Here is a 16,703-nt window from a genome sequence, read left to right on the forward strand (position 1 = left end):
GATACCGGCAGGTGCCCGAGGAGCTCAAGCACCACGCCGTCACGCCCGTCGCGGCCGGGCCGAAGATCGACACCTCGTGGCTCGCGATCGTGACGCACTGGCGCATCGTCGTCGCCGAACTCATGGAACGCGGCATCGACCTGTACGACCCCGCACTGCAGCAGCGTCCGTGGCTCGGCATCCGCGCCCTGATCTTCCTACTGATCGACTCTGACACCCGGCTCCGCGCCGCCCTACGAAGGGACTCGCATGGCGAAGCTGACGATCGCTGACCTCGAACTGCTGTTCACCGCGAACACGCAACAGGTCGAGGCCGCCGAGAAGCAGGTGCTCGCGATCGGCAAGAAGGTCGAGAGCAACCCGGTCAAGCTCGGCGCCGACGCGAAGCCCGTCCTCGAGGACATGGACCGCGTCGAGAAGGCCGCGAAGAAGCTCGTTTCCGAGCGCGCCGTCGTCAAGCTCGACGCGGACATCTCCCGCGCCGAGAAGAACCTCGACCGCGCCGTCGACAAGCTCGAAGACCTCCACATTCGTGCGGAAGGTGGCCTCGACGTCACCGCCGATGTGAAGCGAGCCGAGGCGTCGATCCAGCGCATCGAACGGCAGTTGACCGGGCTGCGCAGCGCGCGCAACGCCGTCGACGTCGAGGTCGACGAAGAGCCCGCCGAGGCTGGCCTGAAGCGCTTCCTCGCCCTGTTCAAGCGCAAGACCGACGAGGCAGGCTCCGAGGGCGGACGCTCCCTCTCGCAAGGGCTCGATGCCGCCACCCGCGGCGCCGGGGAGAAGGTCGGCGACGTCGTCGGCGGTGACATAGAGAAGACCCTCGTCGACGCGCTCTCCGCGATCCCGATCGCCGGTGGAATCATCCTCGCCGGCGTCGCCATCGGCAAGGCCGTGATCGGCGGGATTCAGGACGGTCTCGCCGTCGAGAAGCGCACCGACAATCTGCAGGCGCTCACCGGCATCAGCGAGGCCGATGCGCTCCGCATCGGCCGCGCCGCCGGCGAGGCGTACGCGAACAACTTCGGCGAGTCCATCGAATCGAACATGGACGCGACGCGGCTCGCCCTGCAGTTCCGCATCCTCGACCCGTCTGCCACGACCCGCGACGCACAACTCGTCGTGCAGGGACTTGCCGGGATATCCGACGTGCTCGAGGAAGACGTGCGCCCCGTCGCACAGACCGTCGCGCAACTGCTCAGCACGGGACTCGCGAAGAACGCCCAGCACGCGTACGACCTGATCGCGACCGGAGCGCGGAACGGACTGAACCGGAACGAGGATCTCCTCGACACGCTCACCGAGTACCCGTCGCTGTTCCAGCGGCTCGGCCTCTCGGGCGAGGAAGCGCTCGGCCTCATCAACCAGGGCATGCGCGCCGGAGCCCGTAACTCCGACCTCGCCGCCGACGCGCTCAAGGAGTTCCAGATCCGCGCGACCGACGCCTCGACGGCGTCTGCGGATGCATACAAGATGCTCGGCTTGAACGCGGAGCAGATGACCGCAAAGATCGCCCGGGGTGGACAGGACGCCCGCGACGGGCTCGCCGAGGTGCTCGACAAGCTGCGCGAAACCGAAGACCCCGTGCTGCGCAACGCGGCCGCCGTCGGACTGTTCGGCACTCAAGCCGAGGATCTCGGGCAGGCGCTGTTCGCGATGGATCTCTCGACCGCCGTCGATCAACTGGGCGGCGTGACCGGGGCGGCGCAGAAGATGTTCGACACGCTGTCGAGCAATGACGCGTCGAAGATCGAGCAGGCGCAGCGGAACATCGAGGTCGCGGCCGACGGCATCAAGGGCGCACTCGCAGGCGCCTTCGCCGAGCCGCTCGGCGGCTTCGCCGACTGGGTCTCCCAGAACCGCGGACCCGTGCTGCAGTTCTTCGCCGACCTCGTGAACGGAGCCATCGACTTCGGCATCACGGCGACCGAGTCGTTCGGCTCATTCGTCTCGGGTCCGCTCGCTGAGATGGTCGACGGCGTCGCAGGCATCGTCGACTTCTTCAACGGCGCCGAGGGGCGTCCGAAGGAGCTCGACGATCTCGCTGACAGCATGCGCGGCTTCGAGTCCACAACGGATGACGCCGTCGACAAGCTCGAGCAGATGCGCGGCAAGTTCAACGGATTCGCCGACGGGCAGATCGCTCTCGGCTACGTGAACGATGCCGCGCTGCGCACGGCGGACGCACTGTCGCAGGTCGGTTTCGCGGCCTCCGACGGAGCGTCGCTGCTCGGCAACTTCGTGACGGCGCAGGACGGTAGCGTTCGCGCGACGGGAGAGCTCAAGGAGCAACTCGATCGCACGGCCGAGTCGTTGACGGCCGAGTACGACGCGGCGGTCCTGGCGGGGGAGTCGCAGGACAACCTCCGAGGCCGGTATGACGCGACCTCGCAGGCGCTCATGGGGCAGCTGACCGCGATGGGGCTCTCACAGGAGCAGGCTCAGGCGCTCATCGACACGGTCCTGCAGACGCCCGACGAGGCGTACACCCGGTACTCCTCCAACGCGGATGCCGAGGCTGCCGTCGTGGACAGGCTGACGCAGAAGGTCGTGCAGATGCCCGACGGTTCGTTCGTGATCGTCTCGGAGACGGCGACGGCGACGCAGCAGGTCGATACCTGGGTGGCGACGAACAGCAGCAAGCAGGTCAGGATCAAGGTATTCGCCGACGGCACCGGCTTCAAGGTCGACGGCGGGCGGATCGCGACTCTGCAGGCGCAGGGCAGCATCGTGGAGATGATGGCCGCCGGCGGAGTCCGGGGCACGCCGATGCAGTCGATCGCGCAGCGCGTCCCGGCGAACACCTGGCGCATCGTCGGAGACCGCTCCGACGTTGCCGAGGCGTACATCCCGCTCGACGGTTCGCCCCGTTCGATGGCGATCCTCGCCGAGGCGATCCGGCTCATGCCGGGCGTCGACGCGATGGGGCAGGGGGGTGTGCCCTCTGTGGGCTCAGTGGGCGCGGGCGATCTGGGGTCGATCGTCGGTCTTCGGATCGAAGGCCGGATCGAGATCGGCGCTGACGGGCTCGCCAACTTGGTCGAAGGCCGTGTGGTCGAGATGATCCGTTCCTCGCTGGGGGCGGCGAAGGGGAGACGATGATTTCGGTATCCGTGCTCAGCGAGTACAAGACGCAGATCATCGTCTCCACGACGCCGACCGGCGTGCCGTGGTCTCTTACGGGATCGTGGCAGGACTTCACCTGGACCGTTCCCGGCGGCGAGGGCGTCGGGGATGGTGGGCAACTCCACCTCACCGACGTGCTCGCACCGACGAACGTGCCGGTCGTCTACACGTTCCGTGCGGGGGCGACCGTCGATGTTTCGGCGCCCGTTGTGATCATTGGCCCGCGGTTCCTGCTGCAGCGCCTCGACGGGAGCGCGATCGTCGAGGCGAAATTCATGCTGGGGTCGATCGGCCTCGAGCTCGATGTGCATCAGGAACTGTTCTTCATTCCGAACCGTTCTCGGCCCGCGATCCGCTACGGGACCACCGGCGACGGTGGCGGCATGTTCCGCATCCGCGTGGACCGCACCCGTCGCGCGCAGTTCGACGAGGTCATGAAGACTGGCGGACCGATCGTCTACCGGACGACACCGCCGCTCGAAGACCTCGCCCCTGTCGAGACGATCCTCGTCGGACGCCTCACGTCGGAAGGGCTCGCCTCGGGGCCAGAGCGCGACTGGTCGTTCACCTACGTCTTCGCGGATTATCCGACGCTCGAGAAGCGCCTCGGCGGGTTCCCCTGGGACGACTTCGACGCCGCGCTCGCGGGGCAGACGTGGAACCAATTCGATACCCGCTTCGCGGGGACCGCGTGGGATCAGTTCGATTTGACGGACTGGCTCGCGCACTGACGGGACGGGGCACGCATGCGCGAGGGTCCATCGGCGGAGCAGCTGGCGAAGGCCGTTCGCTGGGAACCTATGGTGTCGTCATGGCTCGGCGGGCAGGTGCTCGCCGACCATGTCCCCATCACCAGGGGGCGGGCGACCGGGACGACACGGCAGAAGGTGCAGTCCGAGCTCCGCATCACGGTCCCGCCGACCTCTATCGAGAACGGCCGCCTTCGCCACTGGCGACCGGACTCGCCGGAGCACGCGCTCGCGAAGAACGGGCAGGTTCTCGACGTCTCCCTGAACGTCGAGGGCACGCTCATCCGCATCGGCCGCTACAAGGTGCATGACTGGAAAGAGAACGGCGACGGCTCGATCGATGTGTGGGGCAAGGGCATGCTCCACGACATCGATGAGGACCGGCTGCAGGCCGCGACCGGTCCACGCGACGACGGCACACTTCGATCCGAGTTCGCACGGCTCACGCCCTCCTACATGTCGGCGCAGTTCGCCCCGACGCTCGTCGATCGCGAGTGCCCGAAGGCGATGGAGTGGCCGAAGGAACGCCTCGACGCCCTCTATGAGATCGCGGACGCGTGGCCGGCGCGACTGCGGGAGGACGCATGGGGCGGCATCCGGATTCTGCCACCGCTCCCGGACGCCCCGATTCCCGTGATCAGTCTTCACGACGGGGTGGGCGGCACGCTCATCGCGGCGCCGCTGTCGGATACCCGCGAGGGTGCGCCGAACGTGTTCGTCGTGACGTCGTCGGCTGACGGCGTCGAGGCGCAGGCTGTCGTGTCGATCGACAACGGGCCGATGTCCGCGGCGGGGGAGTATCACCCGGTCCCGGAGTTCTTCTCATCCCCGCTTCTGCGGGATGAAGTGGACTGCCTTGCCGCGGCGCTCACCCATCGTGCGGAGTCCCTGCGACGAACCAAGATCCGCAGGGCCACACTCGCCCCGGACCCGCGGATCGAGCTCGACGATCCGATCGAACTCATCATCGACTACGAGACGCCCGACGAGGTCACCGCCTGGGGTTACGTCGTCGGCTTCGACCTTCCGCTGACGCCCCGCGACGGCGAGATGCAGGCGGACGTCGCCGTGTTCTGAGGGGAGCCGCATCCGATGGTCTCGAACCTCGACCTGTTCAAGCTCGCGGACCCGCTGCCCGAGGGTCTCCCTCCCGGAGCGGAACGCGGGGCGATCATCACCGGCAGGCTGCTCGGGCTGGACATCACTGCCGGGCTCGCGCAGGTGTCCGTGAACGAGTCCGACGGCGTCTGGGTGCCCGCGGCCGCCGCCATCTACCCGCCGAACGGATACGTTCGTCTGCTCCGCTCACCGCTCGACGGCGGCCGCATCGCGTACTGCCTCGGGCCGCTGGTGCCCGGGTCCACCATCGCCGGCGGCCGTGTCGTGTCGGTCAACTCCACGGTGGGACTACTGAAGGTCACGACCCTCGGCGCGACCTACGACCTCCCGTATCCGCCCGGCACGTATGCCGCGAACACACCCGTGCACGTCGTCCGCTCCCCGTCGAGGTTCGGCCTCCCGGAGTACGTGCTCGGCCCCTCCGGCAGCTACAACGCGGCGAACCCGGGACAGCCCGGCGGGGGCGCCGAGAACCCCGCGCAGGTCGTGTCGCGGCAGGCGATCATCCTTCCGCAGTTCACAGGTGCGTGGCGCGCCAACTTCGGCCGGTGGAATGAGTGGAACACCGATCGCTACGGCGGCCGGACGACGCTCTACCAGGGGAACGCGTTCGGCTCCGGCCCGATGGTCGGCCTTGCCGGATACGGCGAGCAGATCGTCGCACTCGGCGCGCTGAAGATCACCCGCATGCAGGCCGCGGTCTACAGGGCGGACTCCTCGACGACTGCCGCGAAGGTGCCCGTCCTGCAGCCCTCGCCGCACGGCGGGCACCCCGGCGGTGCTCCGACCATCTCGCCGTCAGCTGCGGCAACCGGACCCGCGCTCGTGCCCAACGCCGGCGCGCACGTCGACCTGCCCGCGTCTGTGTTCGAGGCATTCCGCACCGGCGCATTCAAGGGGCTTGTCACCGTCGGCTCGGACTACGCCGGATTCTCCGGCGCGCCTGACCGCGCACCGATCCACGCCGACGGCATGGCTCTCGTCGTGCAATACCAAGTCGCCGGGTAGGGGGTGCGCCGATGGACGAACCGAACGAGGCCGACCTGATCTCGGACGAACCGCCGGCAGAGCCTCCGACCGACGGCATCTATACGACCTGCCCGATCTGCTTCGCCATCGCGGCGAGCGGTGCCGGGCACGAGGCGTGGCACGCGTCACGCGGAGAGGGCATGACCGATGCCGATCCAGAACGCACGTAAGCACAAGATCCCCGGAGGTGGGGAGCAGACCGTGAACCGCAAGATGCTCTTCGAGGACTTCGGCAACAGCATCCGCGACATCGTTCCCGTCGCCAGCATCAACGAGCGCGGACAACTCCTCACCACGCTCGGCAACGCAGGCGAAGCGCCGACGCCCGCCCGTCCGTTGGTCGTGCTGCGCGCGGACGCCCGCGGCCTGCACAGGATCGAGTACACCACCGACGGGAGCACCTGGCTCCCGGCCTCCGGCGTCCTCGACTTCCAGACGAAGGCACTCGCCGATTCCTTCGGCAGCAGCAGCGGCGGTCTGATCTCCGTCGGCGACCGCTGCACAGCGGCCGGAGTCTCTTACTACTGGACGGGAGCCAACTGGGACCGGGACACCACCTGGGCCGATCTCACGCTTCAGAGCAGCTGGGTCAACTTCGGTGCCCCGTTCCGAAACGCCGCATACCGCCGGGAGAACGGCTGGGTACATCTCCGCGGATCGATCAAGGCCGGCGAGATCGGCGTCGCGAAGCCGATCGCCATCCTCCCGAGTGGCTTCCGACCTGTCGGCGGCGACGAGCAGTTCCTCGTGCCCGCCAACCTCGGCCACGCCGACCTCCGAATCGGTGCGGACGGAGCCGTGTACATCGCAGGCATCCAGAACGGCGGCAACAACGGCGTCGTCGGACTCTCTCAGGTGAGGTTCTCGATATGAGCTACGCGAACGGGCGGATCCCGCTCGACCGACTCGTCCACCTCGGCGGTGAGCACTACCTGCCACCCGGCACCGCGGCGCGGTGGCAATGGCTGCAGCGCGCCGCATGGGAGAAGTACGGTGTCTGGCTCGTCATCACTGTCGGGTGGAACGCCTACAGGCCGTTCGACATTCAGGTGATCTATCGTCGCGATCTCGGGGTCTGGGCCGCCGTGCCGGACTTCTCCACCCACGGCGGCAAAGTCAACGGCCGTGAGGTGTTCGCGATCGACGTGAACAACTGGGCCGCGCTCGGTTGGGCGCGCTTCTCTGCGCTCTGCCGACTCGCCGGATTCACCGTGAACTTCGTCACGCCCGAGGAGCTCTGGCACATCGGCGACTACAACGACGCATGGGCTATCCCGGCCGGCGCCGACACGACCCCCACCATCAAGCCCGAGACCACGCGACAGCGGAGGAGAGAGACCATGATTCACGCAGCCTGGCGTGACCAGAACGGCACCATCGGTGTCCAGTGCCGCCCCGGCGGACGCATCACCCTGCTCGGCGACCCGATCGAATGGGCGGGCATCTCCGCCGGATCCGGTACCGGCTTCTACCAGACGACCGGCGACGCCCTGCGCGCGCTCTGCCAGCGGTACGGACAGATCGCCTGGCCGAACTTCGACGACGGCACCAACGCGCAGCACGTGCAGGTCGTCGCCCCGCTCGACGGCGGCTCGTCCCGCTATCTCGCAGTCGGCGACGACCTCTACGCGATCACGAACACGACCACGCTCGGGAAGGTGATGGAGCAGGGCGTCGCCGTCGTGATGCTCCCGGCCGACGTGATCAAGGCGCGGCTGAAGTCGTGACCCCGACCGAACTGCAGGCGTTCGTCGCGTGGGTTGGCGCTGTCTGCACGGCAGTGGGCGGCGTGGTCGGCGGCATCGTCGGCCACGTTGTCTCGGATCGCAAGTCGAAGCGTGACGTCAAGGTCGCCGAGGTCGTCGCCGAGACCTCGGCGCAGGACAAGCTCATCGACCAGCTGCAGGAGGAGCTCTCGCGGTACCGCGACGACAACGACCGCAGGATCGGGCGCCTCGAGGACGTCGTCGACGAGCTCACCAACGAGAACCGCGCCTACCGAGCATTCATCGGTGTGCAGCGCGACCACATGGCCGCGCACGGCATCCCTCTCCCACCCTGGCCGGAAGGCCTCCCGAGATAGATCGGAGCAACATGAACAAGATCTGGTTCCCGCTTCAGCGGGCCATCCGCACCGCCGTCGCGGTGTTCCTCGCCGCCGCGGCGATCCTCACCGGCACAGTCGTCCTCGCCCCGCAGATCCTCACGGCGGTGCAGGACGTCCTCCCGGGTCCGGTCGTTGTATGGCTGACCGGGGCGATCGCCACACTCACGGCGATCAGTGCCGCGATCTCTCGCGCGATGGCGATTCCCGCCGTCGACGAGTGGCTCCGCAAGTTCGGCGCAGGTTCCGCGCCCGCCGGTGCCGTCGCCCACGAGAACCCCGACGGCACCCTCGTCGGCATGACCCGCCGCCAGTGGCGCGCTGCAACCGACGGCGCCGACAACGGCGAGCGTGATGCGGTCCAGAACCGCAACGACGCCTGAGCTCATGAACCACACCCCCTTCCTCGCTTCGGCGGGGGAGGGGGTGTTTCGTCGTTCACGTGACGCGTCTCGCGCGCCGGCGAAAGCGACGCCTATGCGGTGGGTCTCGGCGTCGTGTGGGTTCCGGCCTGTCGTCGTCGCGTGCCGAGCGCGATGTGCTCGTCGAGCTCGAGGGGGAGAGCGCGTAGAGCGGATGCCAGGGTGCGCGTGTAGTCATCCTCGTAGTATCCGACCCAACAGCCGACCTCCTGCGCGAGCAGGTCGAGACGATCGCCCGCGGTCGCGTAGAGCTCGGCGATCACGGATGCGGTGTCGTCGGCGTACTTGTTCCGAGACATGACCGCGCTGATTGCAATGCTGCGTGAGACGTCGGGGGAGAGCCCTCGTGTAGACATGGCCGGATCCTTCCTCCGGCCGAGATTGCGAGTCTACTTTGCCGCTCAGACCTCGGCGACCTTGCGGGGTCAGCCTCTCGGCGTCTCGTCGACGCGTGCCGCGAGAACGCTCCACCGAGAAGGCGGAAGACCCTGATCGCGACGCGCCTGCTCGCGGTTCGCCTCGAGCACGCCCGATCGGACGGCGGAGACGATCAGGCGGTAGCCGATCCACAGTACGAGTGCGGTGAGGCCAGCCACGAGCACGAAGATGATGAGCGGCCAGATGATGAGCATTTCAAACACGGAGCTTCCTGTCGGTGCGTGGGCAGCGGTGGGGTGTGATCGTAGGGTAGCGCGTGCCGGGGTATCGACCACGAGTGATCGGGTGTGCGGCGATCTCGTGTGTGGATCGATCCGCCGTCCCGAGCGTTTCGGATCCGCGGAGGGATTAGGCACGTGTCGCATTCGTGAATGGTGCCTGATCCCGGAGCGGGATTAGAGCATGTTCACACTGATGACCGCGGGCCTCGTGGTGCTGATCTGGGCTGTCGCGGGTCCGGCGCTCACTGCACTGTTCGAGCAGGCGATCCAGCGGGTCTCCGGGCTCTGAGGTGCGCGCCTGTCGGGTGTTCGTCGATCAGCGCGGATCGAGTCCGGTGGAGTTCCTGCTGGTGGGCACTCTGCTCACGGCGTTGACGCTGGCCGTCCTGCAGCTGGCGTTCGTCGTGTACGTGCGCAATGTGGTGCACGATGCCGCCGTCGAAGGCGCCTATCACGCCGCACTCGCCGATACGACGCTGGAAGAAGGCGCGGATCGGGCCCGAGAGGTGATCACGCGGGCGATCGGCGCCGCGTATGCCGACGACATCGGCGTCAGCACCTCGGGGGCCGATGGTCGGGCGACGGTCGATGTGCGCATCCGTGCGACGCTCCCAGTGATCGGACTGATCGGTCTGCCAGCTGCTCTGGAGGTGGAGGGGCATGCGCCGGTGGAGACGTTCGGTGAGGAGTGACGACGGCTCCGCCGCGCTCGAGTTCATCGTGGTCGGCGTCATCCTGCTCGTGCCGCTCGCGTACCTGGTGATCGCGCTCGGGGCGATCCAGGATCAGACGCTCGGTGCGGAGGCGGCGGCGCGCCACACGGCCCGCGCCACCGCCCTGGCGCCGGATTCGAAGGCTGCCGCGGACGCCGGCGACACGGTGCTCGCCGGAGTCATCGACGAGTACGACCTGGATCCCGACACGACCGAGGTCGAGCTGTCCTGCCGACCCGCATCGGAGGCCTGCCCGTCCGCGGGGGTCACGCTCATCGTGCGCGTCACCGCCCGCGTCCGGTTGCCGCTCGTCCCGCCGGTGCTGGGCGTGGACCGTGCCACAGAAGTTCCGGTGCAGGCGGAAGCCGTGCAGAAGCTCTCCCGCACGTGGGGCGCGCCGTGATCGGGACCGAGCGAGCCGCGCAGGCCAGGGACGCGGAAGAGGGAAGCGTGCTGCTGTTGATCCTCGGCTACGTCCTGCTCGCGCTCGCCGTGATCTTCGTGTGCGTCTGCGCCACCGACCTCTACATCGCCCAGAAGCGGCTCGATGCGCTTGCAGACTCGGCAGCTCTCGCAGGCGTGGACGGGTTCTCGCTCGTGGTGGAGCCGGACGGTGCGCACGCGGAGCTCAGCGACCGCGGCGTCGCGGAGCAGGCCACGGCGCTGGTGGCGGTGCTACCGGGGGAGGCGACGATCGTCAGCGCGGAGACGCCGGACGGGGTCTCCGCGCGCGTGACGGTCGCTGCGCCATGGCGTCCACCTCTGCTCTCACCCTTCGTGCCGGACGGCGTGCTGCTGGAGTCGACGGCCACCGCCCGCATCGCGCTTCGCTGACCGTGCAGCGGCGCCGAGAGCCGTTTCTCTGGTCAGGTGATGTCGTCGGGACGGGCGCGCGGCACGAAGCGCGGGATCCAGCGGACGAAGCCGAGAGCGCCGATGAGGCCGATCACGCCCATCACGCCGGCAGCGACCGGGAGAGCGGCGACCGCCGTGATCGCCGAGACCAGGAGAGGGGCGACCGCGCCGCCGGCATCCGTGAGCGTCCGCCAGGATCCGAGGAAGGCCGCCGGTTCCTTCTTCGGCGCGACGTCGGCGCCGAGCGTCAGCAGGATCCCGCTGGACAGGCCGTTGCCGACGCCCAGCACCGCGGCGAACATGCCGAACCACAGCACTGCGGCGTCGATGTCGTGCGTGAACGACAGGGCGAGGAATCCCGCACCCATCAGCACCATCGCGGGCATCGCCGCCCACAGCCTGCCGAAGCGGTCCATGACCTGGCCGCTGGCGTAGAAGAGCGCGAAGTCGATGGCCCCGGACACGCCCACGACGAGCGCGATGGTCGAGGCGTCGAGTCCGAGCGACAGCCCCCACAGCGGAAGCACCACCTGACGTGCCGACCGCACGGCCGACAGCGATGCGGCGGCGAGTCCGAGCCGCCCCAGCACCGCGCGCTGGCGCCACATCGTCTGGAAGATGCCCGCGCGCTCGACGGTCGGGATCGACCCGCTCACCGCCTCGCCGGAGTCCTCCATGAACCGCTCATCGGTGGTCGACGCCACCGGAGGGATGGTCTTCTCCGGGTCGGGCCCGAACAGCACCAGGATCACCATCACGACCAGGCAGGCGAGAAAGAACCAGATGGCTGCCGCCTCGTTCCCGAAGAGCTGTAGCAGTCCGGCCGCGACGAACGGGCCGATGAAGATACCGAGACGGAAACTGCCGCCGAGCAGCGAGAGCGCGCGAGCGCGGAACGCGACCGGTACGCGCGTGGTCATGAACGCATGCCGGGCGAGCCCGAACGCCGCGGCGCACAGCCCGAGGACGAACACCGAGGCCGCCAGGACGCCGAGCGTGGGGGCGAACACCATCCCCACGGCTGCGAGGATCGCGATCACGCCGGCGATCACCATCGTGAACCGCTCGCCGATGCGCCCCACCGCCCAGCCGGCCGGAAGGTTTCCGCACAGCTGGCCGACCACGAGGGCCGAGGCCACGAGGGCGGCGAAGGCCACGTCGGCGCCCATGGAGGCCGCGAGGACGGGGATCAACGGGATGACCGCGCCCTCGCCGAGCGAGAACAGGATCGTCGGCAGGTACACCATCGGTCCGAACTGCCGAAGAACCGTCGATGCACTGCTCACGTCCTCACGCTACTCCCGTCGACGCGGTCGTCCGGACGACGGCGTCCCCGCGCCGGCAGGCGGCACGTTAGGCTGGGGTGTCATGCTCGATCTAGATCTCTCCGCCGAAATCCAGGCGCTCAGGCACACCTTCGGTGACATCAGCGAGGTCGTCGATGTCTCCCGTCTCCGCGACGACATCGCGCGTCTCAGCGAGGAGGCCGGTGCTCCCGACCTCTGGGACGACACCGAGCGCGCCCAGAAGGTGACCAGCGCACTGAGCCACCGCCAGTCCGAGCTCGCCCGCATCACCGGCATCGCGCAGCGCCTCGACGACCTCGAGGTGCTCGTCGACCTCGCGAACGAGATGGGCGATGAGGACTCCGCGCAGGAGGCCCGCGCCGAGCTCACCGCGCTGACCGAGGTGATCAACCAGCTCGAGGTGCAGACGCTGCTCGACGGCGAGTACGACGAGCGCAGCGCCATCGTCACGATCCGCTCCGGCGCGGGCGGCGACGACGCGACGGACTTCGCCGAGATGCTCATGCGCATGTACTTGCGCTGGGCGGAGCGGCACAAGTACCCCGTCAAGGTGATGGACACGTCGTATGCGGAGGGCGCGGGCATCAAGTCCGCGACGTTCGAGATCGACGCCCCGTACGCGTTCGGCACCATCTCGGTCGAGGCAGGCACGCACCGTCTCGCGCGCATCAGCCCGTTCGGCTCGGCCGACAAGCGTCAGACGTCGTTCGCGGCCGTCGAGGTGATCCCCCTCATGGAGGAGGCGACCGAGGTCGACATCCCCGAGAGCGACATCCGCGTCGATGTGTTCCGCTCCTCGGGCCCCGGCGGACAGTCGGTCAACACGACCGACTCCGCCGTGCGCCTGACGCACCTTCCGACCGGCATCGTCGTGTCGATGCAGAACGAGAAGTCGCAGATCCAGAACCGTGCGGCCGCGATGCGCGTGCTGCAGACCCGCCTCCTGCTGCTGCAGAAGGAGCAGGAAGCGGCGAAGAAGAAGGAGCTCGCGGGCAACATCACCGCGAGCTGGGGCGACCAGATGCGCTCGTACTTCCTCTACGGTCAGCAGCTGGTGAAGGACCTGCGCACCGGTCAGGAGTCCGGCAACCCCGCCGCGGTGTTCGACGGCGACCTCGACGACTTCATCTCGGCGGGCATCCGCTGGCGCAAGCGCAAGATCGAGGACTGAGACCACGAAGAAAGGCCCCGGAGCGATCCGGGGCCTTTCTCGTCTCTTCAGGAATCAGTACCCCGCGTCGCGGAGGGTGCCGGTGATGTCGTCGTAGCTGAACACGATGCACTGCACGGTGCGGTCGCCCGAGCGGATCCAGGTGGACTTCGTCGGCTGGTAGTAGTAGAAGTCGAGTTCGGACTGGTCGTAGGAGACGCCGACGAACGACTCGAACTCCGCGAGGCAGCCGTCCCAGGCCGCCTCGTTGACGGCGGTGTCTCCCGGGAAGTCGGTGCCGTCCAGGTCGAAGATGAAGTAGACCTCGTCGCTGTGCGGCTCGTCGCATGGCACCACGGGAAGCTCATAGACCGCGTCGACGTCGGTGTAGTCGACGAACGGGAGGCAATCGCCCACGCGGAGGTCGGCGAAGGCGGTCATCTCCGCCCCCTCGATGTCGGCGGGATCGGTCGGGGCGGCGGGGCCCTCCGTGGTCGGACGCTCCGTCGGAACCGCGAACGGCACGCCGCCGTCCTCGGCGGACGATGCGATGCCCACCAGCAGGGACACGGCGATCGCCAGAACGGCACCGACGGCGCCGACGCCCAGGCCGGTGATGCCCGGCCACTTCCGACCGCGCAGGAACAGGGAGACGATCGACAGCACGATTCCCAGGGCGAAGATGCCCCATCCCACGATGGCGATCGCGGGGATGCACGCGCACACGACACCGATGACGACCGCCACAAGGCCGATGACGCCGACGACGGGGAAGGCGGCCGGTGCGGGGGGCACCGCCTGCGCGGGCCACGGGGTGCCCTGCGCCGGCGGGTAACCCTGAGCGGCGGGATAACCGGGCGCGGCGGGATACCCGGGCGCGGTCGGGTAGGCGGAGCCCGAGGGGCTCGACTGGTCCGCCGAGGTCGTCGACGCCAGCATGTACGGCGGTGCGAAGGGGGCGGGCTCGGCAGCGGGGATGGCTGCCGGTGTCGCGGTATCGGTGTCGGGTGCGGACGGCACGGGCGAGGTCGGTTCGACAGCCGGGATCGTGCTCTGCTCGACGACCGGTTCGCTCGCCTGCTCGATGTCCGCCTCGATGGGCGATGCCGATGCCGAGGCCGTCTCAGCGTCGGAGTGCGGGGCGGTGACCACGTGCTCCGTCCACTGCTGGCCGTCCCACCAGCGCTGTCGGCCGGATCCGTCGTCGTACCAACCGGCGGGCGTCGTCATGGGTCTCCCTCGCACACGTTCGGCCGCACCCCTCGGTGCGACCAGCATCTCCATGTATAGCAGTGGGTGCGGCCGCGGAAACGGTGTCAGCACGGGGCGATGTGACCCGTTCGCGAGGCGGACGCGCCGCTCGGGGTGTCGCTCGCGTCCACGACGGAACCCGCGCTTAGGCTCGAATCGCCATGATTCGGTTCGAGAACGTCACGAAACGCTACCGCGGGACGTCGAAGCCCGCCCTCTCCGGTGTCGACTTCGAGGTGCAGCGCGGGGAGTTCGTCTTCCTCGTCGGCGCCTCCGGCTCCGGCAAGTCCTCCTGTCTGCGCCTGATCCTGCGCGAAGACGTCCCGACCGCTGGTCGGATCGCCGTGCTCGGTCGCGATCTGCGCACGCTCGCCAACCGCAAAGTGCCGTACTTCCGGCGCCACATCGGCTCGGTGTTCCAGGACTTCCGACTGCTGCCGTCGAAGACCGTCTACCAGAACGTGGCGTTCACGCTGCAGGTGACGGGCTCCTCCCGCGGCTTCATCCAGCAGGCTGTGCCCGAGGTGCTTGCCCTCGTCGGCCTCGACGGCAAGCAGAAGCGCATGCCGCACGAGCTCTCCGGTGGTGAGCAGCAGCGCGTCGCGATCGCGCGTGCGCTCGTGAACCGACCGCAGGTGCTGCTCGCCGATGAGCCCACCGGAAACCTCGACCCCGCGACCTCGGTCGACATCATGCAGCTGCTCGCCCGCATCAACGCGGGCGGTACCACGGTCCTCATGGCCACGCACGAGGCGGGCTTCGTCGATCAGATGCAGCGTCGCGTCATCGAGCTGCGCGAAGGCGAGATGGTCCGCGACGAGGTGCACGGTGGCTACGGCGACACCTCGAACATCCCGCGCCTGGCGCCGGAGGAGGTGCGCGGTGCGGCTGCGGCTGCGGCGCTCACCGCCGTGCAGGAGGTGCAGCGCCAGACCGCCGATCTCTCCGTGGTGCGTGCTGCCCTCGCCGAGGAGCTCAGCTCGCAGCGCAAGGCTGCAGGCTCCGTGGCCGGCGCGGAGGAGGAAGCCGTGGTCCCTCCGGCTCCGCGCACGGTCGAGCCCCCCGTCACCGCTGAGCCGGCTCTCGTCGAGCCGCCGGTGGAGCCGGCGGTCGTGGAACCTCCCGCGGTCGTCGAGCCCGCAGTCGTCGAGCCTCCGGGGGTCGTCCGACTCCGGACGCATCCGATCACGCTGCCGACCGTGGACGTCGCCGAGCTGGGCGTCGCGGATCGTCTCGGTCTGTCCGACGAGGACGACGAGGAAGTGGGCCCGACCTCATGAGAATCGGTCTGATCCTCACGGAGGCCCTGGGTGGGCTCCGACGCAACATCTCGATGGTGATCTCCGTCGTGCTCGTCACATTCGTCTCGCTGACCTTCGTGGGAGCGGCGATCCTGATGCAGGGCCAGATCGGAGTGATGCGCGGATACTGGGCCGAACGGGCGCAGGTCGCCGTGTACATGTGCTCCGCGGTGTCCGAGTCCGAGACCTGCATCGACGGCGCGGCGAGCGAAGAGCAGGTCGACGCCGTCCGCGCGCAGCTCGAAGGAGACGCGCTCAAGCCTCTCATCAGCTCGATGACGTTCGACACCAAGGAAGAGACCTACGCCAAGCTCGTCGATCAGCTCGGCGCCGAACAGGCGAGCGTGCTCACCCCGGACCAGGCTTTCGAGGTGTTCTTCGTCACGATGAAGGATCCCGGGCAGTCGCAGGTACTCGCCGAAGCATTCAGCGGTCAGGCGGGCGTGGAGCAGGTGAAGGACCAGCTCCAGTACCTCGAACCGCTGTTCTCGGCGCTCACGGTCGCCACGTACATCGCCGTCGGCATCGCCGTGCTCATGCTGATCGCCGCGACCCTGCTGATCGCCACGACGATCCGATTGTCGGCGTACGCACGACGCAAGGAGATCGGCATCATGCGGCTGGTCGGCGCCTCGAACCGCTTCATCCAGACTCCGTTCGTCCTGGAAGGCGTGTTCGCGGCCTTCCTCGGCTCGGCGCTGGCGAGCGCCGCAGTCGTCGCCGGCATGCACTTCGGCGTGAACGGCTACCTCCGCGGGCGCGTCCCTTTCATCACCACGTGGGTGACCATGCAGGATGCCGTGCTCGTTGTACCGGTTCTGATCGGGATCGGCGTCGTGCTCGCCGCGCTGTCGGCCGGATTCGCGATCCGGCGCTGGCTCCGTACCTGATAGCCTGAAAGGCTGCTCGGTCGGATCG

Annotated in this window: 20 protein-coding genes; 16 read left to right on the forward strand and 4 right to left on the reverse strand. The window is 68.5% G+C overall.

Going from position 1 to position 16,703, the window contains the following annotated elements:
- The first annotated feature begins 11 nt into the window (after positions 1-11).
- The 10 genes from WFM69_RS09855 (at position 12) to WFM69_RS09900 (ending at position 8,510) form a co-directional block, all read left to right on the forward strand.
- Positions 12-272: a hypothetical protein gene (locus WFM69_RS09855; protein WP_337004111.1), complete on the forward strand. Its 261-nt coding sequence runs from the start codon at positions 12-14 to the stop codon at positions 270-272.
- Positions 250-3,102 (forward strand): phage tail tape measure protein, encoded by a 2,853-nt coding sequence (locus WFM69_RS09860; protein ID WP_337004113.1) that lies wholly within the window; start codon positions 250-252, stop codon positions 3,100-3,102. Before WFM69_RS09855 ends, WFM69_RS09860 begins: the two co-directional genes overlap by 23 nt.
- Positions 3,099-3,857, forward strand: coding sequence for a hypothetical protein (locus WFM69_RS09865; protein WP_337004115.1), 759 nt, complete (start codon positions 3,099-3,101; stop codon positions 3,855-3,857). The genes WFM69_RS09860 and WFM69_RS09865 overlap by 4 nt, the downstream gene beginning before the upstream one ends.
- 72 nt (positions 3,858-3,929) lie before the next feature.
- The gene (locus WFM69_RS09870; protein WP_337004117.1) at positions 3,930-4,952 is read left to right on the forward strand and encodes a hypothetical protein; all 1,023 of its coding nucleotides are present in this window, start codon (positions 3,930-3,932) and stop codon (positions 4,950-4,952) included.
- Between the two features lie 15 nt (positions 4,953-4,967).
- Positions 4,968-6,002: a hypothetical protein gene (locus WFM69_RS09875; protein WP_337004119.1), complete on the forward strand. Its 1,035-nt coding sequence runs from the start codon at positions 4,968-4,970 to the stop codon at positions 6,000-6,002.
- A gap of 11 nt (positions 6,003-6,013) precedes the next feature.
- Positions 6,014-6,193 carry a hypothetical protein gene (locus WFM69_RS09880; protein WP_337004121.1) on the forward strand — a complete coding sequence of 60 codons (180 nt, stop codon included), beginning with the start codon at positions 6,014-6,016 and terminating at the stop codon, positions 6,191-6,193.
- Positions 6,171-6,896: a hypothetical protein gene (locus tag WFM69_RS09885; RefSeq protein ID WP_337004123.1), complete on the forward strand. Its 726-nt coding sequence runs from the start codon at positions 6,171-6,173 to the stop codon at positions 6,894-6,896. The genes WFM69_RS09880 and WFM69_RS09885 overlap by 23 nt, the downstream gene beginning before the upstream one ends.
- Positions 6,893-7,750 (forward strand): hypothetical protein, encoded by an 858-nt coding sequence (locus WFM69_RS09890; protein WP_337004124.1) that lies wholly within the window; start codon positions 6,893-6,895, stop codon positions 7,748-7,750. The genes WFM69_RS09885 and WFM69_RS09890 overlap by 4 nt, the downstream gene beginning before the upstream one ends.
- The gene (locus WFM69_RS09895; RefSeq protein WP_337004126.1) at positions 7,747-8,106 is read left to right on the forward strand and encodes a hypothetical protein; all 360 of its coding nucleotides are present in this window, start codon (positions 7,747-7,749) and stop codon (positions 8,104-8,106) included. The genes WFM69_RS09890 and WFM69_RS09895 overlap by 4 nt, the downstream gene beginning before the upstream one ends.
- An 11-nt stretch (positions 8,107-8,117) precedes the next feature.
- Positions 8,118-8,510, forward strand: coding sequence for a hypothetical protein (locus tag WFM69_RS09900; protein WP_337004128.1), 393 nt, complete (start codon positions 8,118-8,120; stop codon positions 8,508-8,510).
- A gap of 92 nt (positions 8,511-8,602) precedes the next feature.
- Here WFM69_RS09900 and WFM69_RS09905 read toward each other — a convergent pair whose 3' ends face one another.
- A complete protein-coding gene (locus WFM69_RS09905) occupies positions 8,603-8,905 on the reverse strand; it encodes a hypothetical protein (protein WP_337004129.1) in 303 nt (100 codons plus the stop codon).
- Positions 8,906-8,974: 69 nt separating this feature from the next.
- Positions 8,975-9,190 (reverse strand): hypothetical protein, encoded by a 216-nt coding sequence (locus WFM69_RS09910; RefSeq protein WP_337004131.1) that lies wholly within the window; start codon positions 9,188-9,190, stop codon positions 8,975-8,977.
- A gap of 323 nt (positions 9,191-9,513) precedes the next feature.
- On the opposite strand from WFM69_RS09910, the gene WFM69_RS09915 reads away from it, so the two are divergent.
- The 3 genes from WFM69_RS09915 to WFM69_RS09925 are packed head-to-tail and all read left to right on the forward strand — an operon-like array spanning position 9,514 to position 10,755.
- On the forward strand, positions 9,514-9,900 hold the full coding sequence (locus WFM69_RS09915; RefSeq protein WP_337004133.1) for a TadE/TadG family type IV pilus assembly protein: 387 nt from the start codon (positions 9,514-9,516) through the stop codon (positions 9,898-9,900).
- Positions 9,890-10,324, forward strand: a complete 435-nt coding sequence (locus tag WFM69_RS09920; protein WP_337004135.1) for a TadE family protein — start codon at positions 9,890-9,892, stop codon at positions 10,322-10,324. Before WFM69_RS09915 ends, WFM69_RS09920 begins: the two co-directional genes overlap by 11 nt.
- Entirely contained in the window at positions 10,321-10,755 is a 435-nt protein-coding gene (locus WFM69_RS09925) for a pilus assembly protein TadG-related protein (protein WP_337004137.1), read from the forward strand. The genes WFM69_RS09920 and WFM69_RS09925 overlap by 4 nt, the downstream gene beginning before the upstream one ends.
- 32 nt (positions 10,756-10,787) lie before the next feature.
- On the opposite strand, the gene WFM69_RS09930 is transcribed toward WFM69_RS09925, so the two are convergent.
- Positions 10,788-12,023: an MFS transporter gene (locus WFM69_RS09930; RefSeq protein WP_337004235.1), complete on the reverse strand. Its 1,236-nt coding sequence runs from the start codon at positions 12,021-12,023 to the stop codon at positions 10,788-10,790.
- 121 nt (positions 12,024-12,144) lie between these two features.
- Here WFM69_RS09930 and prfB point away from each other — a divergent pair, with 121 nt between their 5' ends.
- Entirely contained in the window at positions 12,145-13,254 is a 1,110-nt protein-coding gene (prfB, locus tag WFM69_RS09935; protein ID WP_337004139.1) for a peptide chain release factor 2, read from the forward strand.
- Positions 13,255-13,308: 54 nt separating this feature from the next.
- Here prfB and WFM69_RS09940 read toward each other — a convergent pair whose 3' ends face one another.
- Positions 13,309-14,463: a DUF2510 domain-containing protein gene (locus WFM69_RS09940; RefSeq protein ID WP_337004142.1), complete on the reverse strand. Its 1,155-nt coding sequence runs from the start codon at positions 14,461-14,463 to the stop codon at positions 13,309-13,311.
- A 182-nt stretch (positions 14,464-14,645) separates the two neighbouring features.
- Between WFM69_RS09940 and ftsE the strand changes: the two genes are divergently transcribed.
- Together ftsE and ftsX are read left to right on the forward strand one after the other, a co-directional pair.
- Positions 14,646-15,764 carry a cell division ATP-binding protein FtsE gene (gene ftsE / locus WFM69_RS09945; protein ID WP_337004144.1) on the forward strand — a complete coding sequence of 373 codons (1,119 nt, stop codon included), beginning with the start codon at positions 14,646-14,648 and terminating at the stop codon, positions 15,762-15,764.
- Entirely contained in the window at positions 15,761-16,675 is a 915-nt protein-coding gene (gene ftsX, locus WFM69_RS09950) for a permease-like cell division protein FtsX (protein ID WP_337004146.1), read from the forward strand. The genes ftsE and ftsX overlap by 4 nt, the downstream gene beginning before the upstream one ends.
- Positions 16,676-16,703 lie beyond the last annotated feature (28 nt).

The organism is Microbacterium sp. LB12, assembly GCF_037150835.1.
Classification (GTDB): Bacteria; Actinomycetota; Actinomycetes; order Actinomycetales; family Microbacteriaceae; genus Microbacterium.

Coding starts and splice junctions, on each gene's coding strand:
- WFM69_RS09885 (WP_337004123.1), top strand. CDS start 6,171: ATGCCGATCCAGAACGCACGTAAGCACAAGATCCCCGGAGGTGGGGAG.
- WFM69_RS09930 (WP_337004235.1), bottom strand. CDS start 12,023: ATGGTGTACCTGCCGACGATCCTGTTCTCGCTCGGCGAGGGCGCGGTC.
- WFM69_RS09890 (WP_337004124.1), top strand. CDS start 6,893: ATGAGCTACGCGAACGGGCGGATCCCGCTCGACCGACTCGTCCACCTC.
- WFM69_RS09940 (WP_337004142.1), bottom strand. CDS start 14,463: ATGACGACGCCCGCCGGTTGGTACGACGACGGATCCGGCCGACAGCGC.
- prfB (WP_337004139.1), top strand. CDS start 12,145: ATGCTCGATCTAGATCTCTCCGCCGAAATCCAGGCGCTCAGGCACACC.
- ftsE (WP_337004144.1), top strand. CDS start 14,646: ATGATTCGGTTCGAGAACGTCACGAAACGCTACCGCGGGACGTCGAAG.
- WFM69_RS09860 (WP_337004113.1), top strand. CDS start 250: ATGGCGAAGCTGACGATCGCTGACCTCGAACTGCTGTTCACCGCGAAC.
- WFM69_RS09905 (WP_337004129.1), bottom strand. CDS start 8,905: ATGTCTACACGAGGGCTCTCCCCCGACGTCTCACGCAGCATTGCAATC.
- WFM69_RS09875 (WP_337004119.1), top strand. CDS start 4,968: ATGGTCTCGAACCTCGACCTGTTCAAGCTCGCGGACCCGCTGCCCGAG.
- WFM69_RS09900 (WP_337004128.1), top strand. CDS start 8,118: ATGAACAAGATCTGGTTCCCGCTTCAGCGGGCCATCCGCACCGCCGTC.
- ftsX (WP_337004146.1), top strand. CDS start 15,761: ATGAGAATCGGTCTGATCCTCACGGAGGCCCTGGGTGGGCTCCGACGC.
- WFM69_RS09880 (WP_337004121.1), top strand. CDS start 6,014: ATGGACGAACCGAACGAGGCCGACCTGATCTCGGACGAACCGCCGGCA.
- WFM69_RS09865 (WP_337004115.1), top strand. CDS start 3,099: ATGATTTCGGTATCCGTGCTCAGCGAGTACAAGACGCAGATCATCGTC.